Raw genomic sequence first — 24333 nt, forward strand, 5'->3', positions numbered from 1 at the left:
TTCTAGACGGCGGACGCGTCGCCCCGGCGCAGGACGAGCGCCGCGTTGGAGCCCATGAGTCCCCGGCTGAGGACGAGGGCGGTGCGCAGGTCGGCCGGGCGGGCCGAGGACGTCACGAGGTCGATGTCGTGGCAGATGTCGAAGACGCCCGGCGTCGGCGGGATCAGCCCGTGCTCCATGGCCTGCACCGCGGCCACGACGTCGAGCATGGGGGCGCCGCAGTAGGAGCGCCCGATGCCGGTCTTGGGGGCGGTGACCGGCACGCGGGTGCCGTGTGTGCCGAGGGCGTCGGCGAGGGCGAGCGCCTCGGCCCGGTCGGCCTCCGGGACGCCCAGCGCGTCGGCGAAGACCACGTCGATCTCCTCCGGTGCGCAGCCGGCCTCGTCGAGGGCGCCGCGGATGGCCTGCGCGAGCCCCTCCCGGGAGCGGTCCCAGCGCGAGGCGCCGGTGAAGGTCGCGGCGTGCCCGGCGACGGTGGCCCGTATGTCCGCGTCCCGGCGCCGCGCGCGGTCCAGGTTCTCCACGACCAGCACGGCACCGCCCTCGGCGGGCACGAATCCGCAGGCCGCCGGGGTGAACGGGCGGTAGGCGCGGGTGGGGTCGGCCTCGGTGCTGAGCTCGGGGTAACCGAGCTGGCAGACGCCCGAGTAGGGGGCGAGGGGTGCCTCGGCCGCCCCGACCACGACGACGTCCGTGCCGCGGTGCACGGCCCGGGCGGCGTGCGCGACGGCGTCGAGGCCGCCCGCCTCGTCGCCGGCCACCACCGAGCAGGGGCCCTTGAAGCCCTTGCGGATGGATATCTGGCCGGTGCTGGCCGCGTAGAACCAGGCGATGGACTGGTAGGGCCCGACGAACCGGGAGCCCTTGCCCCACAGTTTCTGCAGTTCGCGCTGGCCGAACTCGCCGCCGCCGGACCCGGCGGCGGTGACGACGCCGACGGAGTACGGCGTCTCGGCCCAGGCGGCCTGGCTCAGGCCGGCGTCCTGGAGGGCGGCGTCGGCGGCCGCGAGCGCGAAGTGGGTGAACTTGTCGGTCTGGACGAGGAAGGTCTCCTCGATCAGCGCGGAGGCGTCGAAGCCGCGGACCTCGCCGGCGACGCGGAGCGGCAGGTGTTCGCAGCCCTCCCGGGTGACCCGGTCGAGGACGCTGGTGCCGTCCTTGACGTTCTTCCAGTACGTGTCCGCGTGCAGCCCGTTGGGCGCCACCACTCCGATGCCCGTGACGGCCGTGTGCCGGGCGGTTCGACCGCTCATCGTCGTCTCCTCCCTTGGGGGCCCGTCAGGAGCACCGCGGACTGGAACCCGCCGAAGCCGCTGCCCACGGACAGGACGTTGTCCAGCCGGCGGGGGCGTGCGGTGCGCGGGACGTAGTCCAGGTCGCACTCGGGGTCCGGGGTCTCGTAGTTGGCCGTCGGCGGCACCACCTGGCGGGCCAGCGCGAGGACGCAGGCGACGACCTCGATCGCGCCGATCGCGCCGAGCGAGTGGCCCACCATGGACTTGATGGAGCTCATGGGGGTGTCGTAGGCGTGCGAGCCCAGCGACTTCTTGACGGCGGCGGTCTCGTGCCGGTCGTTCTGGCGGGTGCCGGAGCCGTGCGCGTTGACGTAGTCGATCTCCGTGGGGTTCACCCGCGCGTGGTCGAGCGCCTCGTCGATGGCCCGGGCCATCTCCAGGCCCTCACTGGTCAGACCGGTCATGTGGTAGGCGTTGCCGAAGGTGGCGTAGCCGCCTATCTCGCAGTAGACGTGCGCTCCGCGGGCCCGGGCGTGCTCCAGTTCCTCCAGGACGAGGACGGCGGCGCCCTCGCCCATGACGAAGCCGTCGCGGTGGGCGTCGAAGGGCCGTGAGGCGTGGGCCGGGTCGTCGTTGTTCGGCGAGGTGGCCTTGATGGCGTCGAAGCAGGCCATGGTGATCGGGGAGATCGGGGAGTCCGAGGCCCCGGCGAGGCAGATGTCGGCGCGGCCCTCCTCGATGGTGTGGAAGGCGTAGCCGACGGCGTCGAGGCCGGAGGTGCAGCCGGTGGACACGGTCTGCACGGGCCCCTGGGCGCCGAAGCGTTCGGCGACGTCGGCGGCGAGCGTGCTGGGCGAGAACGCCCGGTGCAGCTCGGGTCCGGCGGCCCGGTGGTCGACGTCCCAGCGCTCGCCGTGCGCGCTGACCAGCACGTAGTCGTGCTCCAGTCGGGTGGTGCCGCCGACCGCGCTGCCGAGGGACACGGCCACGCGCCAGGGGTTCTCGGCGGCGAGGTCGACCCCGCTGTCGGTCACGGCCTCGTGGGCGGCGACCAGGGCGAACTGGATGTAGCGGTCGGCGCGTTCGCCGATGGCGGGGTCGAGACCGTGCTGGACGGGGTCGAAGTCGCACTCGGCGGCTATCCGGGAGCGCAGCCCTTCAGGGTCGAAGAGGGTGATCCCGCGGGTCGCCGTACGGCCGCTGGACAGCAGGTCCCAGAAGGCGGGGACGCCTATGCCGCCGGGGGCGACCACGCCTATGCCGGTCACCGCCACACGCCGGGTCATGACAACACCCCGGGCCTGGTGGGGCTCGCTCCCTCTTCCTGGACGAGCGGGTAGGGCTTGATGTCGTCGCTGATCTCCGGGGCCTCGGTGTCGACGTGACCGAGGCTCGGCTTGGGGGCCAGCGGGCCGAGGTGGAAGACCATCCGGGCCTCCTCGTCACCGACGTTGCGGAAGCGGTGCCGCATGTCGATGGGAATCATGAGGCTCTGGTCGGCCCGGAGGGAAAACGTTTCTCCGTCCAGGTCCACCTCCAGCCGGCCCTCCACGACGTACACGAACTCCTCCGAGTACGGGTGGTAGTGCTCACTGATGCGTTCGCCGGGCCGCATGATGGCCAGGCCCATGAAACCGCTCGTGGCGCCCACCGTGACGGGGGTGAGCAGGGTCCGCAGGTCGCCGCCGCGCTTGCGGTTCGGCTCGATCTCGTTGAGGTCCACGACGCGCGGGCGCATCTTGTCCATGGTCTGTCTCCAGGTCGTTCGGTGAGGTGTCGGTCCCCGCGCCGTCAGGACTGCGCGGCCCTGCGGTCGGTGATCAGCGTCATGCCGGCGTGGGCGAGGAGGCGGGTGGCCCCGCGCTCGCCCGGGAGCGGTCCCGGCAGGCCGAGCGCCTCGCCGTCGAGCAGGCGGGCGAGGACGGCGGCCTTGCGCGGGCCTTGGAGGCCGAGCGTCCTGACCGGGTCGGTCTCGGGGTCGCCCCGGAGGTCGATCAGGCGGACGACGATGTCCTCGCGCTGGAAGACGGTGCTGCGGTGGACGGGGGACGCCGGGTCGGCGGCGGCCGCCTCGTCCTGACGTGCCAGCAGTTCGGCGAGCGCCAGTCCGCAGCCCGGGCGGGCCGGGTGGTAGAGGGCGTGCCGGGTGATGCCGTCGGGTTCCGGGCCGCCGCGCCCCACGTGGTGGACGGGCGGCATCGCGGCGCGGATGAAGAAGGTGCGGGCCGACTCGGGGTCGGCGAGGTCCCGGTGCTGCTCCAGGTGCGGGTTGAGCGCCTCTTCCACGGCCCGGATCTCGGGCTGGCGGGAGACGTGGCGCAGCGCCTTGGTCAGATCGCCCTCCACCTCGACGGTGCGCACGACGCGGTTGCCGTGCATGAAGAGGGTGGTGCGGCGCAGCCGCGTGGTGTCGTCGACGCGGGCCTCCGGCGGGGTGTAACCGGCGAGGATCTCCGCGACCTTGGACTCGGAACCGGGCTTGACGGTGAAGGTGAGGGCGTGTCGGATCACGCCGTCGCCCGTCCGCGGGGCCGTCTGGAGCCCACCGGTGGGACGGTGCCGTCCGCCGGTCTCGCGGACGACGCCGAAGCGCGTCGAGCGGAGCTCACGGACGCAGTTCTGCAGCGGCCGGACCGTCTCGATGTGGTCCTCGCTGTTGACCCAGGCGAGGTAGGGCGGAGCCGTGGCCCACTCACTGGTGATGATCCACTGGGAGGGGTTCTCCACGGACTGGCAGAGCTGGTCACCGAGGTGACCCGGTATCGACGCGACGCGGTCGCGCATCTGCTCGTAGGCGTCCAGGAACTCCTGCTGCGCGCCTTCCTTGAGGTCGACGAACAGGAGGACGCGCATCCTGGAGCCGTCGAACGCCGACTGCGACGTATAGGGCGAAGTGGCCATCCGGCGGACCCTTCCTTCGCGGGAGCAAGCGGCGGCCGTACCCTCGTCCACCAGCGCGAACGCGGGTCCCGGCCCTGAGCCTTCATCGTGGGTCAGCGCCTTGGGGACCGCGAGCCGCGCGGGCCATCTGAGGGATCCGCCCACGCCCGGGAACGCCGCGAGGCGCCCCCGTGGCCGAGGGCGCCTCGAAGTCCCCCTGCCGGCAGGGGGGTTGTGCGATGCCGGAGCTCACCGGCCGCCGGTCACCCGGCCAGGTGCCGCTCCACGGTCGCCACCTTGGAGGTGAGCCCGTCGGTCACGCCGGGCCGGATGTCCGCCTTCAGCACGAGCGACACGCGGGGCGCCCGCGCCTCGACGGCCGCGACGGCGCGCTTGACGACGTCCATGACCTCGTCCCAGCTCTCGCCCTCGACGGAGGTGAACATCGCGTCGGTGCGGTGGGGCAGACCCGACTCGCGGACGACCCGGACGGCGTCGGCGACGTACTCCCCCACGTCCTCGCCGACACCGAGCGGGGTCACGGAGAACGCGACGATCATGCTTGCACGATCCCTTCCCGACGGGCGCGGGACGCGATCACCGCGTCCTCGGCCTCCCGCTTGAGCCGGCGGTCGGCGAAGAACCCGCCGGTCGGCAGGACGGCCAGCACGAGGTAGAGGGCGGCGGTGCCCAGCGGCCACCTGGCGCGGTTCCAGGCGTCCGCCCAGAAGACCAGGTACAGGACCACCAGCACTCCGTGGACCGCGCCCATCACGGGCACCGCGTTGAAGTCCGTGGTCCGCTTCAGCACCGAGCAGACGAGCAGGATCAGGAACGACACCGCCTCGGGGGTCGAGACGAGACGAAGGCGGCGCAGCGCGCCGGCGGTCTTGAGGTCCACGGGTCACCTTCGGGTGGAGTCGGCGGGAGAGACGGCGAGCGGCCCGGCTCAGCTTGTGAACGCAAGCACAAACGCCTCGGCCATTGTGGCAAACCCTGGAGGCTCCCGGGGCGCGGGGGTCGGCGGCGCCCGCGCACACGTGCGGCCCAGGGTCCCGTCAGGGGTGAAGTCCGTCGCAGGTATCTGTCCGCCGGGGGCGCCTGCGGTTACCTTCGCTGCGTGGCGATGTTCCGACTTCAGGGCAGCAAGGTGCTCGCCGTCGACATGACCGGGGACGCCGTGAGGGCGAAGAACGGCTCGATGGTCGCGTACGACGGGCAGATGGCCTTCAAGAAGATGAGCGGCGGTGGTGAGGGCATCCGGGGCATGGTGACCCGGCGCCTCACCGGTGAGCAGATGACGGTGATGGAGGTGAAGGGGCACGGGACGTGCTGGTTCGCGGACCGGGCCTCCGAGATCAACCTGGTCGGCCTCCAGGGCGACACGCTGTACGTCGAGTCGAGCAACCTGCTCGCGACGGACGCGGCGCTGCGGACCGGCACGTCCTTCACGGGCCTGCGCGGCGCCTCCCAGGGCAACGGGCTGTTCACGACCACGGTCGAGGGGCACGGGCAGGCGGCGATCATGTCGGACGGCCCGGCCGTGGTGCTGCGGGTCAGCGCGCAGTACCCGCTGACCGTCGACCCGGGGGCCTATGTGGCGCACCAGGGGAACCTGCGGCAGTCCTTCCAGTCGGGTGTGACGTTCCGCACGCTCCTGGGCGAGGGCGGCGGGGAGGCCTTCCAGATCCGCTTCGAGGGGGACGGGCTGGTGTACGTGCAGCCGAGTGAGCGCAACACGATCGCGGGGGACGTCTGAGATGGCCTTCCGCGAGATCAACTCCAAGATGATCGAGGCGACCGTCGTCCCGGGGCAGCGGCTGTTCAGTCAGCGCGGCGCGATGCTCGCCTACAAGGGCGACGTGTCCTTCACCCCGAACATGGCCGGCGGCCAGGGCGGGATCATGTCGATGATCGGGCGCCGGATGGCGAACGAGGACACTCCGCTGATGACCGTCGAGGGCAGCGGCACGGTGCTGTTCGGGCACGGCGGCCACCACATCCAGGTGATCCACCTCGCCGGGGACACCCTGTGCGTCGAGGCCGATCGGCTGCTCGCCTTCGAGGGCACCCTCCAGCAGGGCACGCTGTTCCTCGGCTCGCAGGGCGGGGTGATGGGCATGGTGCGCGGGCAGATCAGCGGGCAGGGCCTGTTCACCACGACCCTCAAGGGGCACGGGTCGGTGGCGGTCATGGCGCACGGCGGGGTCTTCGAGGTCCCGATCACCCCGCAGCGCCCGGTCCACGTCGACCCGCAGGCGTACGTCGCCCACCACGGCGACGTGCGCAACAAGCTGTCGACGGCGCTGGGCTGGCGGGACATGGTGGGCCGGGGCTCCGGCGAGGCGTTCCAGCTGGAGCTCAGCGGCAGTGGTGCGGTGTACGTGCAGGCGTCGGAGGAGAAGCTGTGAGCCACTACCCGGGCGCGGGTCCCACCGTGTACGACCCCATGACGCTGCCCAGCGACGACAACGTCGACTCGTACACCTTCTGCGTGGAGCTCAAGGGGAGCCAGTGGTTCCTGCAGAAGGGCAAGATGATCGCCTACTACGGCTCGATGGAGTTCAACGGCATCGGGCACGGGCGTCTGGACCGCCTTGTCCGTACGTCCTTTCATTCGCCACTGCACGCGAGCGACTGGGTCGTGGCGGAGGGCTCGGGCAAGATGCTGCTGGCCGACCGGGCTTTCGACGTCAATTCCTACGACCTCGACGACGGCAACCTGACCATTCGCTCGGGCAACCTGCTCGCTTTTCAGCCAAGTCTTGCCCTCAAGCAATCGATCGTGCCGGGTTTTCTCACACTGCTCGGAACCGGAAAGTTCGTGGCCGCATCTAACGGGCCGGTGGTGTTCATGGAACCCCCGATCCGGGTGGACCCCCAGGCGCTCGTCGGCTGGGCCGACTGCCCGTCGCCGTGCCACCACTACGACCATGGCTACATGACCGGCGTAATGGGCGGTCTACGTGCACTGACGGGCCTCGGAGGGGCCTCCGGGGAGGAGCATCAGTTCGAGTTCGCCGGCGCCGGCACGGTACTGCTCCAATCGAGCGAGACCCTCATGGCCGAGCAGGCCACGGGGGTGCTGCCACCGGACGCCGGAGTCCCCGGTTCCGGCGGGGCGCACACAGGCCCTTCACAAGCGGGTGGGACACCGCGCCTTCCCGGACAGCTGGGAGACCTCCAGCGTCGCTTCGGGCTGTGAGCGGTAGTCTGCGGAGTGTGACATCGAACGTGTGCGCACACGGGTGACCGTCACACCACACCCCTCACTAGTTCGCCTTTCAACATTTTAGGTAGACTTCATTCATGGAGACCGAGACGGCCACCCCCTGGCTGACCAATGCGGAGCAGTGCGCCTGGCGCACCCACCTGGAGGTCAACAGGCTGTTGACGTACCAGCTCGAGAAGGACCTCCAGCCGTTCGGCCTGACAATGAACGACTACGAGATCCTGGTGAACCTGTCCGAGGCGGAGGACGTACGGATGCGGATGAGTGACCTCGCGTCGGCCACCCTCCAGTCCAAGAGCCGGCTCTCCCACCAGATCACCCGGATGGAGAACGCGGACCTGGTCCGGCGCGAGAACTGCGAATCCGACCGGCGCGGGCTCTACGCGGTCCTCACCGAGCACGGCATGGAGACGATGAAGAAGGTCGCGCCGCATCACGTGGCGTCCGTGCGCCGGCACTTCATCGACCTGCTCTCCCCCGAGGCGCTGACCGAACTCGACAAGGCCCTCAAGCCGGTCGCCGAGCACCTGCGCAGCCAGCGCGGGCGCCCCTGACCCGGACGGCGCCTACCGATCCCGCGGCAGGCGGAGCTCGAACAGAGCTCCGCCCGCGGGCGCCCGGCCCACGGTCAGCGTGCCCCCGTGCCGTACGGCGACGTCACGGGCGATGGCCAGGCCGAGCCCGGCCCCGCCGTCGTCCCGGCTGCGCGCCTCGTCCAGCCGGACGAACCGTTCGAAGATCCGCTCCCGGTCGGCCTCCGGCACCCCGTCCCCGTCGTCGGCGACGGACACGACCGCCCACTCCCCCCGCGCCCGCACGCTCACGGTGACCTCCGAACGGGAGTGCCGCCGCGCGTTGTCCAGCAGGTTGGTGAGCACCCGCCCCACCTGCGCCCGTGACCCGGCCACCGGCACGGCGTCCGCCGTCACCGTCACCCCGGCCCGCCCCTCGGCGTGCTCGCGGGCCACCGCGCCCAGGTCGAAGCGCGTGTCCCCCGGCCGCTCCCCCGCGTCCAGCCGGGCGAGCAGCAACAGGTCGGCGGCGAGCGTCTGCAGCCGTACGGTGTCCGCCACCGCTCCGTCCAGGTCGAGCAGGCCCGGGTGCGCGGCGCCCACCTCCAGCTGGGTGCGCAGCGAGGCGATGGGGCTGCGCAGCTCGTGCGAGGCGTCGGCGACGAACCGGCGCTGACGCTCCACGGAGCTCTCCAGCGCGGCCAGCGTCTCATTGGTCGTCAGGGCCAGCCGGGCCACCTCGTCGTGGGTGGCCGGGACCGGTACGCGGCGGGCCAGGTCCTCGCTGGCGGTGATGGCCGCCATCTCCCGCCGGATGCCCTCGACCGGGCTCAGGGCGCGCCGGGTGACCAGCCAGGTGGCGCCGGCGACGACCGCGAGCAGCAGCGGGAAGCCGATCAGCATGGCGGAGGTCGCGGTGCCGACGGCGCTGCGCTCCGCGGCGAGCGGGGCCCCGGCGTACACGGTGAACTTCCCCCGGTCCTCGAACTCGACCTCGACGGACGCGAAACGGTAGTCCGCGGTGGTGCCGTCGATGGTCGCCGTGCCGGTGCTGTGGTCGGTGCCGGAGTCGACCTCGCCGCTCCGGGGCGCGCGGTCGTCGTCCCGGCCGCCGGAGCCCTTCGCGTCGTCCGAGTCGTCCTCGGCGTCCCCGCCCTCCCGTCCGTCCGTGTCCTCCCGGGGCCGTACGGTGTCGACACCGGTGCCGGTGACCCGCTCCAGGTCCTCGCTCGCCGCGACCAGCCTGCCGCGTTCGTCGACGATCTGGACGGGCCGGTCGTCCTCGTCGAGGCCGGTCAGCCTGTCGTAGGGCCGGCCGTCGGACAGTTCGACGGCGACGGCCCGCGCCGCGCTCGCCGCCTCGGCCTGCGCCTGCCCGGTCAGGTCGGAGCGCAGCGACAGCAGGACGGCCGTCCCGGCGGCAAGCAGGGCCACCGCGACCACGAGTGTGGCGGCGAGCGTCGCCCGGGACCGGACGGAACCGAACAGACGGCGCGTCACGGCGTCGTCTCCCGCCGCTCGAGCCGGTACCCGGCGCCCCGGACGGTCCGGATGAGCTCCGGCCGCAGCTTGCGCCGCAGCGCGCTGACATAGACCTCGACGATGTTCGGGTCGCCGTCGTAGGCGAAGTCCCAGACGTGGTCCAGGATCTCCGGCTTGGACACCACCTCGCCGGGCCGCGTCACGAGGGTCTCCAGCACCGAGAACTCCCGCGTGGTCAGCGGCACCTCGTCGGCGCCGAGGAAGACCCGGCGGGCGGCCGTGTCGACCCTGAGGTCGCCGAGGACGTGGACGGGCGAGGCGCCCGCGCCCTGGCGGCCGCGCCGCAGCAGCGCCTTCACCCGGGCGACCAGGACGACGTAGGAGAACGGTTTGGTGAGGTAGTCGTCGGCGCCGGTGTCCAGTCCCTCGGCCTCGTCGTACTCCCCGTCCTTCGCGGTGAGCATGAGGATGGGCACCTCGTGGCCAGCGGCGCGCAGGGCGGCGCAGACGCGGTAGCCGTTCATGCCGGGCAGCATGATGTCGAGGATCACGAGGTCGTACGTCCCCTCGCCGGCCAGGTGCAGCCCCTCGAGGCCGTCGTGGACGACGTCCACGGCGTGGCCCTCGGCGGTCAGGCCCCTGGCGAGGGACCGGGCCAGGCGTCTTTCGTCCTCCACGATCAGCAGGCGCATGCGTACAGCCTGGCAAAACCCACCTGAAGACGTCTTCAGGGTCCTTCAGCTTCCTCTCAGCATCGGCCGGGCACATTGGGTCACGTCGAAAGGCACGAGCCGGAATGTTCGGCAGGAAACGGGAGGAACCCCATGAAGCGCAACCTCGTCCTCGCCACCGTCGCCGCCGCGGCCCTGATCGGCGGCGGCACGGTCGCGGCCTACGCGGGCAGCGGTGACGACGGCGCGTCGCCGCGGCAGTCGGACGTCCGGGTCACCGACGACCGCGACGACACGCCGAAGGACGACGACGGCCGGGACGACGACCGTGACCGGGACGACCGCGACGAGGCCCGCTCACAGGCCGGCCGCACCGGCGTCACCGCCGCCGAGGCGATCGCGGCGGCGCTGGAGCGGACGCCGGGCACGGCCGTCTCCGCCGAGCTGGACGACGACGGCTCACGCGTCTGGGAGGTCACCGTCGTCAAGGGCGACGGCACCGAGCACGACGTGCGGGTGTCCGCGGGCGACGGCAAGGTCCTCGGCGACCGGCGCGACGACGATGACGACCGCGAGGGCCGCGCGGACCTCGCCGCGCTGAAGGGTGCGGACGTCGACGCCCGTGAGGCCGCCGAGGCGGCGGCCGCCAAGGGCACCGTCGTCGAGATCGACCTGGACGACGACGGTCCGGCCGCCTGGAAGGCCGAGACCACGAAGGGCGAGTGGACCGTCGACCCGAAGAGCGGCGCGGTGACCCCGCACCACGACGACGCGGGCCAGGACGACGACCACGAGGACCGCGACGACGACTGACGTCAGGGCGTCGTCGTCACACGATCCCCGTCCCCCACGGGTCGAGGGGCGTCACCCCGCCGGGTGGCGCCCCTCACCGCTGTCGCCGCCACGAGCAGCGTCGCCGCGCCGGTCGCCGCCAGACACCCGCCCGTGGGGAGCAGCCCGGCCAGCACCCCGGCGGCCGCCGTGCCGGCCGTACTCCCCGCGTTGACCGCCGTGTTGACCCAGGCGCCCGCCCGCACCCGGGCCCCGGACGGCGCCGCCTCGTCCGCGAGGAGGTAGGCCGTGGTGAGGGCGGGCGACACGAAGAACCCGGCGGCCGCCATGACCGCCGTGAGCGTGCCGAGGCCGGTCGCCAGGCCCGCGAGGAGCACGGCGAGGCCGAGCCCGGCCGTCAGCAGCGGCAGCCGTACGCCCGCCGGCGTGCGCCAGGACACCGCCCCGTTGAGCAGTCCGCCGACGGCGCTCCCGGCGGACAGGGCGGCCAGCGGCCAGGCGGCGCCCCCGCCGCCCGGGCCGTGGTCCTCGGCGAACGCGACGACGAGCAGGTCGGCGGCGCCCAGCGCGAGCCCGACGCCCAGCGCGGCGATCACGGGCCGCCGGATCGCCCTCAGGACCCGGCCGCGGGCACCGTCGTGCGCCGTCGCCCCCGCGCGCCCGGGCCGTACCGACCGCACCACGGGAGACCTCACGAAGCCGGCCGCACCGGCCGCGATCAGCACCGCTCCGGCCACGATGCCCACGGCCGGCGGGGCGACGGCCACGACGAGGCCGACCAGCAACGGGCCCGAGACGAACAGCAGTTCCTCGGCGACGGCGTCCAGGCTGTAGGCGCGCCGCAGCAGGTCCGGGTCGGCGGCGATCCTGCCCCACACGGCCCGCATGGCCGGGCCGAGCGGCGGGGTGCAGGCGCCCGCGGCGGCGGCCACGGCGCCCAGGACCAGCGGCGAGGCGGCGCCCGGCCGCCAGACGACGGCCGCCAGCAGCGCGAGCAGCCCGGTGTAGGCGGCGGTCATCGGCACGAGCGCCCGGCGCGGCCCGAGCCGGTCGACCAGGGCGGCCCGGGCGGGCGACAGGAAGACGCTGGTCCCGGAGAACAGCGCCATCACGGCGCCCGCCACCGTGTAGGACCCGCGGGCCCGGGTGACGGCGAGCATCACGGACAGGGGCACGATCCCGTACGACAGCCGGCCCAGCAGGGCGGCGGCGAAGGTGGTGCGGGCATGGGGCAGGCGCAGCACGTGCGCGTAGGAGGCAGGCATGACGAGTCCTCGCGGTGGCGTGGGAGAAGGGGGCACCGAGGAGCCACGGGAGCCCGGGGGCTCGGACCGCGGCCCGGTGCGCGCCTACGCCAAGGAGAGGAACATGCGGATCAAGGTAGCAGCGCCCGCGCGGGGGCGGACAGCCCTCAGGTGCGGGTCAGGCCCGCCACGAGTTCGTCGGCCGCGCGGTACGGGTCGAGCTCGCCGGCGGTGATCCGCTCCGCGAGGGCGCCGAGACGGCGGTCGCCGTGCAGGTCGGCGATGCGTTCGCGCAGCGCGGTGACGGCGATGGTCTCGACCTCGCGGGCGGCGCGGGCGCGCCGGCGCTCGGACAGGACGCCCCGCTCCTCCATCCAGGCCCGGTGCTTCTCCAGGGCCTCCACGACCTCGTCGACGCCCTCGGCGCGGGCGGCGACCGTCTTGACGATGGGCGGGCGCCAGTCGCCGGGGCCGCGGGACTCGCCGAGGCCGAGCATGTGATTGAGCTCGCGGGCGGTGGCGTCGGCGCCGTCGCGGTCCGCCTTGTTGACGACGTAGACGTCGCCGATCTCCAGGATGCCCGCCTTCGCGGCCTGGATGCCGTCGCCCATGCCGGGGGCGAGGAGCACGACGGAGGTGTCGGCCTGGGAGGCGATCTCCACCTCCGACTGGCCCACGCCGACGGTCTCCACCAGGATCACGTCGCAGCCGGCCGCGTCCAGGACGCGGATGGCCTGCGGGGCGGCCCACGCGAGGCCACCCAGATGGCCCCGGGTCGCCATGGACCGGATGTAGACGCCGGGGTCGGAGGCGTGGTCCGACATCCGGACCCGGTCGCCGAGCAGGGCGCCTCCGGAGAAGGGCGAGGACGGGTCGACGGCCAGGACGCCGACCCGCTTCCCCTGCTTGCGGTAGGCCGTCACGAGCGCGGACGTGGACGTCGACTTGCCCACGCCCGGCGAGCCGGTCAGGCCGACGACGTAGGCGTTGCCCGTGAGCGGCGCCAGCGCCGCCATGACCTCCCGCAGCTGCGGGGACGCCCCCTCCACGAGGGAGATCAGCCGGGCCACGGCCCGCGGCCGGCCTTCCCTGGCCTGGGCCACCAGGGTGGAGACGTCCTGCATCACAGCTCCGTTCACAGATCGTTCGCTACTGCGTCCTCCGGAAAGGACTTCAGGCCTTCGGTACCCGCACGATCAGCGCGTCACCCTGACCGCCGCCACCGCACAGCGCGGCCGCGCCGACGCCGCCGCCCCGCCGCTTGAGCTCCAGGGCCAGGTGCAGCACGAGACGGGCGCCCGACATGCCGATCGGGTGGCCCAGGGCGATGGCTCCACCGTTGACGTTCACCTTTTCCGATGACACGCCGAGGTCCTTCATTGACTGCACCGCGACGGCGGCGAAGGCCTCGTTGATCTCGATGAGGTCGAGGTCGGAGACCTCCAGGCCCTCCTTCTTCAGGGCGTGCCGGATGGCGTTCGACGGCTGCGACTGCAGCGAGTTGTCGGGGCCCGCGACATTGCCGTGCGCGCCGATCTCGGCGATCCAGTCCAGCCCGAGCTCCTGGGCCTTGGCCTTGCTCATGACGACGACCGCGGCGGCGCCGTCGGAGATCTGGGAGCTGGAGCCGGCCGTGATCGTGCCGTCCTTGGCGAACGCCGGGCGCAGCTTGCCCAGCGACTCGGCGGTGGTGTCGCCCCGGATGCCCTCGTCCTTGCTGAACAGGACCGGGTCGCCCTTGCGCTGCGGGATCTCGACCGGGGTGATCTCGGCCTCGAAGAGCCCGTTCTTCTGGGCGGCGGCGGCGCGCTGGTGGGACAGGGCGGCGATCTCGTCCTGCTCGGGGCGCGCGATGCCGAGGCGGGTGTTGTGCTTCTCCGTGGACTCGCCCATGGCGACGTTCTCGAAGGAGTCGGTCAGGCCGTCGTGCGCCATCGCGTCGAGCACCTGCACGGAGCCGTACTTGTAGCCCTCACGGGACTTCGGCAGCAGGTGGGGCGCGTTGGTCATGGACTCCTGACCGCCGGCGACGATCACGTCGAACTCGCCGGCGCGGATCAGCTGGTCCGCCAGGGCGATGGCGTCGAGACCGGACAGGCACACCTTGTTGATGGTGAGCGCCGGGACGTTCATGGGGATGCCGGCCTTGACCGCGGCCTGGCGCGCCGGGATCTGCCCTGCCCCGGCCTGGAGCACCTGGCCCATGATCACGTACTGGACCTGGTCGCCACCGATCCCCGCACGGTCGAGGGCGGCCTTGATCGCGAAGCCGCCGAGGTCGGCTCCGGAGAACGACTTCAGCGAGCCCAGAAGCCGTCCCATCGGGGTGCGGGCACCCGCGACGATGACGGACGTCGTGCCGTTTGCAGTAGACATGAGGTGAGATCCCCTTCCAGCCTGCACAGCCGAGGAGTGAACGAGGGTTTACTTCGAATGTACTGAGTGGCACTCCGTGCCGTCACCCGGCCGTCGGTGTGATCGCGCGCACGTTGCGTAACCACCCCGTGCGCGCTCCACTGAATCCATGCTGACGCGAATCGACCACATCGGAATCGCCTGCTTCGATCTCGACAAGACCGTCGAGTTCTACCGGGCCACCTACGGCTTCGAGGTCTTCCACTCCGAGGTCAACGAGGAGCAGGGCGTCCGCGAGGCCATGCTCAAGATCAACGACACCTCCGACGGCGGTGCCTCCTACCTGCAGCTTCTCGAGCCGACCCGCCCGGACTCCACCGTGGCGAAGTGGCTCGACAAGAACGGCGAGGGCGTCCACCACATCGCCTTCGGCACCGCGGACGTGGACGGCGACGCCGCCGCGATCAAGGACAAGGGCGTGCGCGTCCTGTACGAAGAGCCGCGGCGCGGCTCCATGGGGTCACGCATCACGTTCCTCCACCCGAAGGATTGTCACGGTGTTCTGACAGAACTGGTCACTTCGGCGCCTGTTGAGTCACCTGAGCACTGACCCTCGTACATAGGGGCCGGTAGGGTTGGGGGCGGTCGCTCTCTGAACCGAGGTGACCGCATGCCGGGGTCCGGGTTTCGGGGGGCGAGCGTCGGGGCAGCAGCCCATGCTCCGCCGTTGATCTGACACCATTCCCCGGGGGCACCGTCCGTCGGACGGACGGGGCTCGTATGGCCAGGGATGCGACCAGGGGACGGATGGGACCGCGCAGTGCGGGGCTACGAACGCCAGGAGCGAGAGCCGGCGGCTGACGTCGACCACCTCTCTCGGTTCGAGGCCGAGATGGATCGGCTGAAGACCGAGCGGGAGAAGGCGATCCAGCACGCCGAGGACCTCGGCTACCAGGTCGAGGTGCTGCGCGCCAAGCTGCACGAGGCGCGCCGCACCATCATGTCCCGGCCCGCCTTCGACGGCGGTGACATCGGCTACCAGGCCGAGCAGCTGCTGCGCAATGCCCAGGTGCAGGCCGACCAGCTGCGCCAGGAGGCCGAGCGCGAGCTGAGCCAGGCCAGAGCGCAGACGCAGCGCATCCTCCAGGAGCACGCCGAGCAGGCCGCCCGGCTCCAGGCCGAGCTGCACCAGGAGGCGGTCACCCGCCGCCAGCAGCTGGACCAGGAGCTGGCGGAGCGCCGGCAGACCGTCGAGTCGCACGTCAACGAGAACGTGGCGTGGGCGGAGCAGCTGCGCGCCCGCACCGAGCAGCAGGCCCGGCGCCTGCTGGACGAGTCGCGCGCCGAGGCCGAGCAGGCCCTGTCGGGCGCGCGCGCCGAGGCCGAGCGGCTGGCCGGCGAGGCGCGCCGCCGTCTGACGGACGCCGCCGAGGAGGCCCGCACCGAGGCGGATCAGATCCTGCGCCGGGCGCGCACCGACGCCGAGCGGCTGCTGAACGCCGCCTCCACGCAGGCCCAGGAGGCCACCGACCACGCCGAGCAGCTGCGCAGCTCCACGGTGAACGAGTCGGACGCGGCCCGCCGCCAGGCCTCCGAGCTCAGCCGGGCCGCCGAGCAGCGCATGGCCGAGGCCGAGGAGGCGCTGCGCAAGGCGCAGTCCGAGGCCGAGAAGCTGGTCACCGAGGCCAAGACGGCCGCCGAGAAGACGCTGGCCGGGGCCGAGTCGGCCAACGAGCAGCGCATGCGCACGGCCAAGGAGCAGGTCGCCCGGCTGGTCGAGGAGGCCACCAAGGAGGCCGAGAACACCAAGGCCGACGCCGAGCAGGTCGTCGCCGACGCCCGCGCCGAGGCCGAGAAGGTCCTCGCCGAGGCCGCCGAGAAGGCGCGCACGCTCACCGCCGAGGAGAGCGCGACCCAGCTGTCCAAGGCCGCCAAGACCGCCGAGGACGTGCTCAACAAGGCGCAGCAGGAGGCGCAGAGCACCACCAAGGCCGCCGTCGAGGAGGCCGAGCGCATCCGGCGGCAGGCCGAGGCCGAGGCGGACCGGCTGCGCGCGGAGGCGCACGACATCGCCGAGCAGCTCAAGGGCGCGGCGAAGGACGACACCAAGGAGTACCGGGCCAAGACGGTCGAGCTCCAGGAGGAGGCCCGCCGGCTGCGCGGCGAGGCCGAGCAGCTGCGCTCGGAGGCCGTCGCCGAGGGCGAGAAGATCCGCGCGGAGGCCCGCAAGGAGGCCGTCCAGCAGATCGAGGAGGCGGCCAAGACCGCCGAGGAACTGCTGGCGAAGGCCAAGCAGGACGCGGACGAGCTGCGCCAGAAGGCCACGACGGACAGCGAGAAGGTCCGCACCGAGGCCATCGAGCGGGCGACCACGCTGCGCCGGCAGGCCGAGGAGACGCTGCAGCGCACCCGGCAGGAGGCCGAGCGGCACCGCGAGGAGGTCGTCGAGCAGGCCGAGGGCATCAAGGCCGACGCCGAACGGGCCGCCCAGGAGCTGCGCGAGGAGACCGAGCGCGGGGTCGAGGCGCGCCGCGCGGAGGCCGCCGAGGAGCTGACGCGGCTTCACACCGAGGCGGACCAGCGGCTCGCGGCGGCCGAGCAGGCCCTCACCGACGCCCGCGAGGAGGCCTCCCGTATCCGCCGGGAGGCCGCCGAGGAGACCGACCGGCTGCGCACCGAGGCCGCCGAGCGGATCCGTACGCTCCAGCAGCAGGCCGAGGAGGACGCCGACCGGCTGCGCACCGAGGCCGCGTCGGACGCGTCGGCGTCCCGCGCCGAGAGCGAGGCCGTCGCCGTACGCCTGCGGTCGGAGGCCGCGGCCGAGGCCGAGCGGCTGAAGTCGGAGGCCCAGGACACCGCCGACCGGGTGCGGGCCGAGGCCCAGGCCGCCGCCGAGCGGCTGGCCACGGAGGCGTCGGAGACGCTGGCCGCCGCCCAGGAGGAGGCCGGCCGGCGCCGGCGCGAGGCCGAGGAACTGCTCGGTTCGGCGCGCCAGGAGGCCGACCAGGAGCGTGAGCGGGCCCGCGAGCAGAGCGAGGAGCTGCTGGCCTCCGCCCGCAACCGGGTCGAGGAGGCGCAGGCCGAGGCGGAGCGGCTGGTCGCCGAGGCCGACCGGCGCGCCACCGAGATGGTGTCGGCGGCCGAGCAGCACGCCCAGCAGGTGCGCGACTCCGTGACCGGACTGCACGAGCAGGCCCAGGAGGAGATCGCCGGGCTGCGCAGCGCCGCCGAGCACGCGGCGGAGCGGACGCGCCGGGAGGCCGAGGAGGAGGCGGACCGGGTCCGTACGGACGCCTACGCCGAGCGGGAGCGGGCCGGCGAGGACGCCGGGCGGCTGCGGCGCGAGGCCAAGGAGGAGACGGAGGCCGCCAAGGCGCTGGCCGAGCGCACGGTCGGGGAGGCCATCGCCGAGGCGGACCGGCTGCGCACGGAGGCCGCCGAGCACGCCCAGCGGCTGCGCACCGAGGCGTCCGACAAGATCGCGGAGGCGGACCAGGCGGCGTCCCGGACCCGGGCGGACGCCCGCGAGGACGCCAACCGCATGCGCTCGGACGCGGCGACGCAGGCCGACACCCTCATCACCGAGGCCCGTTCCGAGGCGGAGCGGCTGCAGTCGGAGACGATCGCCGAGGCCGACCGGATGCTGGCCGAGGCGCTCGCCAAGGCCGAGAAGCTGGTCGGTGACGCCACATCGGACGCGGAGCGGCTGCGCGCCGAGGCCGCGGAGGCGGTCGGGTCGGCGCAGCAGCACGCCGAGCGGGTCCGCGGCGAGTCGGCGCGGGTCCGCGCGGAGGCGGCCGCGGAGGCCGAGCGTCTGGTGGCCACGGCCCGCGAGGAGGCCGAGCGCACCCTGGACGAGGCCCGCAAGGACGCCAACAAGCGGCGTTCGGAGGCGGCCGAGCAGGTCGACACGCTGATCACGGAGACGACCGCCGAGGCGGACAAGCTCCTCACCGAGGCGCAGCAGCAGGCGCTCAAGACGACCGCGGACGCCGAGGCGCAGGCCGACACGATGGTCGGCGCGGCCCGCAAGGAGGCGGAGCGGCTGGTCGCCGAGGCGACGGTCGAGGGCAACACCACGGTGGAGAAGGCCCGTACGGACGCCGACGAGCTGCTGGTCGGGGCCCGCAGGGACGCCACCGCGATCCGGGAGCGGGCGGAGGGGCTGCGCGACCGCATCACGAGCGAGATCGAGGAGCTGCACGAGCGCGCCCGGCGGGAGGCCGCCGAGACGATGAAGTCGACCGGTGACCGCTGCGACGCGCTGATCAAGGCGTCCGAGGAGCAGCTGGCCAAGGCGCAGGCGAAGGCCAAGGAGCTGGTGTCGGAGGCCAACTCGGAGGCCGGCAAGGTCCGTATCGCCGCGGTGAAGAAGGCCGAGGGTCTGCTCAAGGAGGCCGAGCAGAAGCAGGCGCGGCTGATCCGGGAGGCCGAGGAGCTCAAGGCGGAGGCCATCCGCGAGGCCAAGGCCACGGTCGAGGAGGGCAAGCGTGAGCTGGAGGTCCTCGTCCGGCGCCGTGAGGACATCAACGCCGAGATCTCCCGGGTCCAGGACGTCCTGGAGGCACTGGAGTCCTTCGAGGCCCCCGGCGGGGCCAAGGACGGCGGGGTCAAGGCGGGGGCGACCGTGGGCGCTCCCCGATCGGGTGGCAAGTCATCAGACGGCTGACGGCCGATGCGGCTTCGGGTGACGTCTGGGGGCTTTGACCGGGTTTTTGGCAAGCCGTCCGACGGTTAGCCACTCAAAAGGGGTCTCATTCTCCAGATCAAACACGTATCCGCTCGATGACACACCGCTTCGGCCCCTAGGATTCCACTTATCACCTCACCGGTCTCATTCGACAGGAACCCCATGAGCGACACTTCCCCCTACGGCTTCGAGCTTGTGCGGCGTGGGTACGACCGCGCTCAGGTGGACGAACGGATCTCGAAGCTCGTCTCCGACCGTGACAGCGCTCTCACCCGTATCACCGCCCTGGAGAAGCGCATCGAGGAGCTCCACCTCGAGACGCAGAACGCCCAGGCGCAGGTGACCGACGCCGAGCCGTCGTACGCGGGCCTCGGCGCGCGGGTCGAGAAGATCCTCCGCCTCGCCGAAGAGGAGGCCAAGGATCTGCGCGAGGAGGCGCGCCGCGCGGCGGAGCAGCACCGCGAGCTCGCCGAATCGGCGGCCCAGCAGGTGCGCAACGACGCAGAATCGTTCGCCGCGGAGCGCAAGGCCAAGGCCGAGGACGACGGCGTCCGCATCGTCGAGAAGGCGAAGAGCGACGCCTCGCAGCTGCGTTCCGAGGCGCAGAAGGACGCTCAGTCCAAGCGCGAGGAGGCGGACGCCCTCTTCGAGGAGACCCGCGCCAAGGCCGCGCAGGCCGCCGCCGACTTCGAGACGAACCTCGCCAAGCGCCGGGAGCAGTCCGAGCGCGACCTGGCCTCGCGCCAGGCCAAGGCCGAGAAGCGCCTCGCCGAGATCGAGCACCGCGCCGAGCAGCTGCGCCTGGAGGCCGAGAAGCTGCGCACCGACGCCGAGCGCCGTGCCCGCCAGACGGTGGAGACCGCGCAGCGCCAGGCCGAGGACATCGTGGCCGACGCGAACGCCAAGGCCGACCGGATCCGTTCGGAATCCGAGCGCGAGCTGGCCGCTCTCACCAACCGCCGCGACAGCATCAACGCCCAGCTGACGAACGTCCGCGAGATGCTCGCGACGCTCACGGGCGCCGCGGTGGCCGCCGCCGGCACGCCGGCCGAGGACGAGCCGATCTCCCGCGGGGTCCCGGCGCAGCAGACCCGGTGACCGGCTGACGCCGTAGGACGACCGAGGCCCGTGCCCCTCCGTGGGGCGCGGGCCTTCGCCGTGCCCGGGCCCGTCCGGCGGACATCGCCCAGGGCTGTTTGCCTCGCCCGGGTGGCATCGGCCCAACCGGCCCCCTAGCGTGGCCGCATGATCGAGCTCTCGGGGCTGACCAAGCGGTACGGCGACAAGGTGGCGGTGAACAACCTCTCCTTCACCGTCAGACCGGGCATCGTCACGGGCTTCCTTGGGCCGAACGGCGCGGGCAAGTCGACGACCATGCGGATGGTGCTGGGCCTGGACCACCCGACGGCAGGCGACGTCCGGATCGACGGCCGGCACTACGAGGAGCTGAAGGACCCGCTGACGTACATCGGCGCCCTGCTGGAGGCGAAGGCGTGGCACGGCGGCCGCAGCGCCTACAACCATCTGCTGTGTCTCGCGCAGAGCAACGGCATCCCTGTCGCCCGGGTCCGCGAGGTGCTGGAGACGGTCGGCCTGACGGCGGTCGCGCGCAAGAAGACCAAGGGCTTCTCGATGGGCATGGGGCAGCGGCTGGGCATCGCGGCCGCGCTGCTCGGCGACCCCCGCATCCTGATGTTCGACGAACCGGTCAACGGCCTCGACCCCGAGGGCATCCACTGGATCCGCAACCTGATGAAGTCGCTGGCCGCGCAGGGCCGCACCGTCTTCGTCTCCTCCCACCTGATGAGCGAGATGGCGCTGACCGCCGACCACCTCGTCGTCATCGGGCAGGGCCGGCTGCTCGCCGACACCTCCATGGCCGACTTCATCGCCCGCAACTCCCGGTCGTACATCCGCGTCCGCAGCCCCCAGCCGGAGCAACTGCTCGACGTGCTGCGCGCGGCGGGCGTCACGCCGGTGGGGGCGGGCGACGGCGCGCTGGAGGTCGACGGCGGCACGCCCGCGCGGATCGGGGAGCTCGCGGCGCGCCACCGGATCGTGCTGCACGAGCTGAGCACGCAGCAGGCGTCCCTGGAGGAGGCCTTCATGCAGCTGACCGCGGAGTCGGTCGAGTACCACGCGCACACCGGGCAGGCCCCGGCCCCACCACAGCCGGCGTGGGGCGACGGCTGGAGGAGGAGCTGAGATGGCGACGACGCAGGTGCTCCGCTCGGAGTGGACCAAGATCCGCTCCGTGGCGTCCACCGTGTGGACGCTCTCCCTGGCGCTGGTCGTGACCGTGGCCCTGGGCGTGCTGATCTCGGCGCTGTCGAAGAACGAGTTCGGCACCATGGGCGAACGGGACCGGCTGGACTTCGACCCGACCTTCATCAGCTTCGCGGGGATGGGCCTCGGTCAGCTCGCGATGATCGTGTTCGGGGTGCTGGTCGTCTCGAACGAGTACAGCACCGGGATGATCCGCGTCTCCTTGGCCGCCGTGCCGCGCCGCGGCACCTTCCTGTTCAGCAAGATCGCGGTGGCGACCGGGCTGGCGCTGGCCGTCGGTCTGGCGACCAGCTTCCTCACCTTCTTCCTCGGGCAGGCGATGCTGGGCGACCACCGGGCGTCGATCGGTGACCCGGGGGTGCTGCGGGCGGTGTTCGGCGGCGGGCTGTACATGATGCTCATCGCGATGTTCTCGATGGGGATCGCGGCGATGCTGCGCTCGCCCATGCTGTCGCTGGGCATCCTGATGCCGTTCTTCTTCCTGGTCTCCAACATCCTCGGCAACGTCTCCGCCACCGAGAAGGTGGGCCGCTACCTGCCTGACCAGGCCGGCAGCGCCATCCTGCAGGTGGTCACCCCGGTCCACGACGCCCGTCCCTACGGCCCCTGGGGCGGGCTCGGCATCATGGCGCTGTGGGTGATCGCGGCCCTCGTGGGCGGGTATCTCACCCTGCGGAAGCGGGACGCCTAGCACGCGGGGCCAAAGGGGCCGGCGCGGCGAAGTTTTACCCGCCCTTGAGTGGAACCGTCAGCGCCCTTATATCCTCCTAACCCTTACGGGGGGCGTGCGCCCCGCTGTCCTGAACCTTTCGATGGGTGCGGAGCATGATCGAGGCAGTCGGCCTGACCAAGCGCTACGGCGACAAGACCGCTGTGTACAACCTGTCCTTCCAGGTGCGGCCCGGTGCCGTCACCGGCTTCCTGGGCCCGAACGGCTCCGGCAAGTCGACGACGATGCGGATGATCCTCGGTCTGGACAACCCGACCGCGGGCCATGTCACCATCGGCGGCTATCCGTACCGCAGGCTGCCGAACGCGCCCCGCCACGTCGGCGCGCTGCTGGACGCGAAGGCCGTCCACGGCGGCCGGTCGGCCCGCAACCACCTGCTGAGCCTCGCGCAGCTCGCCGGCATCCCGGCCCGGCGCGTGGACGAGGTGCTGGGCGTGGTCGGCCTGCAGGACGTCGCCGGGCGCCGCTCCAAGGGCTTCTCGCTCGGCATGGGCCAGCGCCTGGGCATCGCGGCGGCGCTGCTCGGCGACCCGCAGGTGCTCCTGTTCGACGAGCCGGTCAACGGCCTCGACCCCGAGGGCATCCACTGGGTGCGGAACCTGATGAAGTCGCTGGCGGCCGAGGGCCGTACCGTCTTCGTCTCCTCCCACCTGATGAGCGAGATGGCGCTGACCGCCGACCACCTCATCGTGATCGGGCGCGGCCAGCTGCTCGCCGACATGAGCGTGAAGGACTTCATCGCGGCGAACTCCGCCGGGTTCGCCCGGGTCCGCACCCCCGACACCGAGCCGCAGCTGCGCGAGAAGCTGGCCGGCGCGCTCACCGAGGCGGGCGGGCACGTACTGCCCGAGCAGGACGGCGCGCTGCGGGTGACCGGGCTGCCGCTCCCCCGCATCAGCGACGTCGCCCACGCATCCGACGTACGGCTGTGGGAGTTGTCGCCGCACCAGGCCTCGCTGGAGGAGGCGTACATGCGGATGACGCAGGGCGCCGTCGACTACCGCTCGACCGCCGACCAGAAGGCGGGGCTGCAGCAGCCGCTGCCGCCGGGCGCCCAGCCGCCGATGCCGGTGCCCGGTCAGGGCCAGCCCGGCTGGTACGCCCCGCCGCCGCCCCAGCAGGGCGCGCCCGGCTCCTACGGCGCGCCCGCGGGCCCGGGCGCCGCCCCGGCCAACCCGTACGCCCAGCCGGCCCCCCAGGCGCCGCAGGAGGCTCCCGCGAGCCAGGCGTCCGCGGCGCGGCCCGCCGAGGCGCCCGCGCCCACGCAGGCGCCCGCCCAGCCGCCCGCGCCGGCCTCCGCGCCGCAGGACGCCGCCCCCGCCGCCCCGACCAAGCCCGAGGAAGCCCGATGAGCACGCCCCAGCCCCCGATGCCGCAGACCGCCGCACCGACCTGGCAGGCGGCTCCCGGTGCGCCGTACCCCACGTACACCTCGCCGATCCCGGTGGTGCGCACCCACCTCGGGCACGCGCTCGCCTCGGAGTGGACGAAGATCCGCTCGGTGCGCTCCACGATGTGGACGCTCGGGGTGTTCGTGGTGCTCGTGGTCGGCATCGGCCTTGCGGTCGCCGCGCTGATCTCCGCCAACGCCGCGGAGGAGAGCATGTCGGGCGAGAGCCCCCTGTCCTTCGGGTTCTTCGGGCTGCTGCTCGGCAGCATCTGCGTCATCACGCTGGGTGTGCTGACGACGGCGTCGGAGTACGGCACCGGCATGATCCGGACCACGATGACGGCCTGCCCGAGCCGCGGCCGGGTGCTGGCGGCCAAGGCGATCGTGTTCTTCGCGGTGGCCTTCACGGTGACGCTGGTGTCGGCCCTGCTGGTCGCCCTCGCGGACGTGGCCATGCTGGACGGCGCCCGTGAGCCGTCCACCGAGGAGTGGCTGAAGGGCACCGTCGGCATCTCGCTCTACATCGCGCTGCTCGGGCTGCTCTCGCTCGTCGTCGGCTCGGTCATCCGGCACTCGGCGGGCGCGATCACGATCATGATCGGCCTGGTCCTGGCGCCGCTGGTGATCGCGCTCTTCATGTTCGCGGAGTCGCTGCAGGTCCTGCAGGAGGCCCTGTTCGAGTACTCCATCCCGAACCAGCTGAGCGTCTTCTACGCGCAGTCCCTGTCGGAGTCCGGGCCGCAGGGCTGGGACCCGCTGTGGATCATGCTCGGGGTGACGGCCGCCGCGTTCGCGGGCGCCTGGGCGCTCCTGGAGCGACGCGACGTGTAGCGC

General features: G+C 72.6%; 23 protein-coding genes. 12 read left to right on the plus strand and 11 right to left on the minus strand.

What is annotated here, in order from left to right; translation table 11 throughout:
* Positions 1-2: 2 nt before the first annotated feature.
* The 6 genes from ACFRAC_RS26180 to ACFRAC_RS26205 all read right to left on the minus strand — a co-directional run bounded on the left by ACFRAC_RS26180 (position 3) and on the right by ACFRAC_RS26205 (position 5016).
* Entirely contained in the window at positions 3-1253 is a 1251-nt protein-coding gene (locus ACFRAC_RS26180; RefSeq protein WP_382930007.1) for a beta-ketoacyl synthase N-terminal-like domain-containing protein, read from the minus strand.
* On the minus strand, positions 1250-2521 hold the full coding sequence (locus ACFRAC_RS26185; protein WP_382930016.1) for a beta-ketoacyl-[acyl-carrier-protein] synthase family protein: 1272 nt from the start codon (positions 2519-2521) through the stop codon (positions 1250-1252). Before ACFRAC_RS26185 ends, ACFRAC_RS26180 begins: the two co-directional genes overlap by 4 nt.
* Entirely contained in the window at positions 2518-2982 is a 465-nt protein-coding gene (locus ACFRAC_RS26190) for a cupin domain-containing protein (protein ID WP_382930027.1), read from the minus strand. The genes ACFRAC_RS26185 and ACFRAC_RS26190 overlap by 4 nt, the downstream gene beginning before the upstream one ends.
* A gap of 44 nt (positions 2983-3026) precedes the next feature.
* On the minus strand, positions 3027-4136 hold the full coding sequence (locus ACFRAC_RS26195; RefSeq protein WP_382930033.1) for a SchA/CurD-like domain-containing protein: 1110 nt from the start codon (positions 4134-4136) through the stop codon (positions 3027-3029).
* A 242-nt stretch (positions 4137-4378) separates the two neighbouring features.
* Positions 4379-4675, minus strand: coding sequence for an MTH1187 family thiamine-binding protein (locus ACFRAC_RS26200; protein WP_361351148.1), 297 nt, complete (start codon positions 4673-4675; stop codon positions 4379-4381).
* A complete protein-coding gene (locus ACFRAC_RS26205) occupies positions 4672-5016 on the minus strand; it encodes a DUF3817 domain-containing protein (protein ID WP_382930046.1) in 345 nt (114 codons plus the stop codon). The genes ACFRAC_RS26200 and ACFRAC_RS26205 overlap by 4 nt, the downstream gene beginning before the upstream one ends.
* 225 nt (positions 5017-5241) lie before the next feature.
* On the opposite strand from ACFRAC_RS26205, the gene ACFRAC_RS26210 reads away from it, so the two are divergent.
* The 4 genes from ACFRAC_RS26210 to ACFRAC_RS26225 all read left to right on the plus strand — a co-directional run bounded on the left by ACFRAC_RS26210 (position 5242) and on the right by ACFRAC_RS26225 (position 7901).
* Entirely contained in the window at positions 5242-5874 is a 633-nt protein-coding gene (locus ACFRAC_RS26210; protein ID WP_382930454.1) for an AIM24 family protein, read from the plus strand.
* Position 5875: 1 nt separating this feature from the next.
* On the plus strand, positions 5876-6526 hold the full coding sequence (locus ACFRAC_RS26215) for an AIM24 family protein (protein ID WP_382930050.1): 651 nt from the start codon (positions 5876-5878) through the stop codon (positions 6524-6526).
* The gene (locus tag ACFRAC_RS26220; RefSeq protein WP_382930060.1) at positions 6523-7320 is read left to right on the plus strand and encodes an AIM24 family protein; all 798 of its coding nucleotides are present in this window, start codon (positions 6523-6525) and stop codon (positions 7318-7320) included. The genes ACFRAC_RS26215 and ACFRAC_RS26220 overlap by 4 nt, the downstream gene beginning before the upstream one ends.
* A 104-nt stretch (positions 7321-7424) precedes the next feature.
* Positions 7425-7901, plus strand: coding sequence for a MarR family winged helix-turn-helix transcriptional regulator (locus tag ACFRAC_RS26225; protein WP_382930072.1), 477 nt, complete (start codon positions 7425-7427; stop codon positions 7899-7901).
* A 12-nt stretch (positions 7902-7913) separates the two neighbouring features.
* On the opposite strand, the gene ACFRAC_RS26230 is transcribed toward ACFRAC_RS26225, so the two are convergent.
* Positions 7914-9359 (minus strand): sensor histidine kinase, encoded by a 1446-nt coding sequence (locus tag ACFRAC_RS26230; protein ID WP_382930083.1) that lies wholly within the window; start codon positions 9357-9359, stop codon positions 7914-7916.
* A complete protein-coding gene (locus tag ACFRAC_RS26235; protein WP_361351138.1) occupies positions 9356-10033 on the minus strand; it encodes a response regulator transcription factor in 678 nt (225 codons plus the stop codon). The genes ACFRAC_RS26230 and ACFRAC_RS26235 overlap by 4 nt, the downstream gene beginning before the upstream one ends.
* Positions 10034-10165: 132 nt before the next feature.
* Between ACFRAC_RS26235 and ACFRAC_RS26240 the strand changes: the two genes are divergently transcribed.
* Positions 10166-10825, plus strand: a complete 660-nt coding sequence (locus ACFRAC_RS26240) for a PepSY domain-containing protein (protein WP_382930096.1) — start codon at positions 10166-10168, stop codon at positions 10823-10825.
* Positions 10826-10827: 2 nt separating this feature from the next.
* On the opposite strand, the gene ACFRAC_RS26245 is transcribed toward ACFRAC_RS26240, so the two are convergent.
* From ACFRAC_RS26245 to ACFRAC_RS26255, 3 genes are all read right to left on the minus strand, one after another.
* Positions 10828-12069: an MFS transporter gene (locus ACFRAC_RS26245; RefSeq protein ID WP_382930113.1), complete on the minus strand. Its 1242-nt coding sequence runs from the start codon at positions 12067-12069 to the stop codon at positions 10828-10830.
* A 146-nt stretch (positions 12070-12215) separates the two neighbouring features.
* The gene (meaB, locus tag ACFRAC_RS26250) at positions 12216-13172 is read right to left on the minus strand and encodes a methylmalonyl Co-A mutase-associated GTPase MeaB (protein WP_361351220.1); all 957 of its coding nucleotides are present in this window, start codon (positions 13170-13172) and stop codon (positions 12216-12218) included.
* A gap of 49 nt (positions 13173-13221) precedes the next feature.
* Positions 13222-14424 (minus strand): acetyl-CoA C-acetyltransferase, encoded by a 1203-nt coding sequence (locus ACFRAC_RS26255; protein WP_382930142.1) that lies wholly within the window; start codon positions 14422-14424, stop codon positions 13222-13224.
* Positions 14425-14572: 148 nt separating this feature from the next.
* Here ACFRAC_RS26255 and mce point away from each other — a divergent pair, with 148 nt between their 5' ends.
* The 7 genes from mce (at position 14573) to ACFRAC_RS26290 (ending at position 24330) form a co-directional block, all read left to right on the plus strand.
* On the plus strand, positions 14573-15013 hold the full coding sequence (mce, locus tag ACFRAC_RS26260) for a methylmalonyl-CoA epimerase (protein WP_003997837.1): 441 nt from the start codon (positions 14573-14575) through the stop codon (positions 15011-15013).
* A 210-nt stretch (positions 15014-15223) separates the two neighbouring features.
* Complete coding sequence (gene scy, locus ACFRAC_RS26265; RefSeq protein ID WP_382930162.1) at positions 15224-19072, plus strand: polarized growth protein Scy; 3849 nt, start codon at positions 15224-15226, stop codon at positions 19070-19072.
* Between the two features lie 183 nt (positions 19073-19255).
* Entirely contained in the window at positions 19256-20191 is a 936-nt protein-coding gene (locus ACFRAC_RS26270) for a cellulose-binding protein (protein WP_382930168.1), read from the plus strand.
* A 147-nt stretch (positions 20192-20338) separates the two neighbouring features.
* Positions 20339-21298 carry an ABC transporter ATP-binding protein gene (locus ACFRAC_RS26275; RefSeq protein WP_382930174.1) on the plus strand — a complete coding sequence of 320 codons (960 nt, stop codon included), beginning with the start codon at positions 20339-20341 and terminating at the stop codon, positions 21296-21298.
* Position 21299: 1 nt separating this feature from the next.
* Positions 21300-22070 (plus strand): ABC transporter permease, encoded by a 771-nt coding sequence (locus ACFRAC_RS26280; protein ID WP_382930181.1) that lies wholly within the window; start codon positions 21300-21302, stop codon positions 22068-22070.
* 134 nt (positions 22071-22204) lie between these two features.
* Positions 22205-23461 carry an ABC transporter ATP-binding protein gene (locus tag ACFRAC_RS26285; protein ID WP_382930190.1) on the plus strand — a complete coding sequence of 419 codons (1257 nt, stop codon included), beginning with the start codon at positions 22205-22207 and terminating at the stop codon, positions 23459-23461.
* Positions 23458-24330: an ABC transporter permease subunit gene (locus ACFRAC_RS26290; RefSeq protein ID WP_382930195.1), complete on the plus strand. Its 873-nt coding sequence runs from the start codon at positions 23458-23460 to the stop codon at positions 24328-24330. Before ACFRAC_RS26285 ends, ACFRAC_RS26290 begins: the two co-directional genes overlap by 4 nt.
* Positions 24331-24333 lie beyond the last annotated feature (3 nt).

This window comes from Streptomyces sp. NPDC056628 (genome assembly GCF_042792555.1).
Lineage (GTDB): Bacteria > Actinomycetota > Actinomycetes > Streptomycetales > Streptomycetaceae > Streptomyces.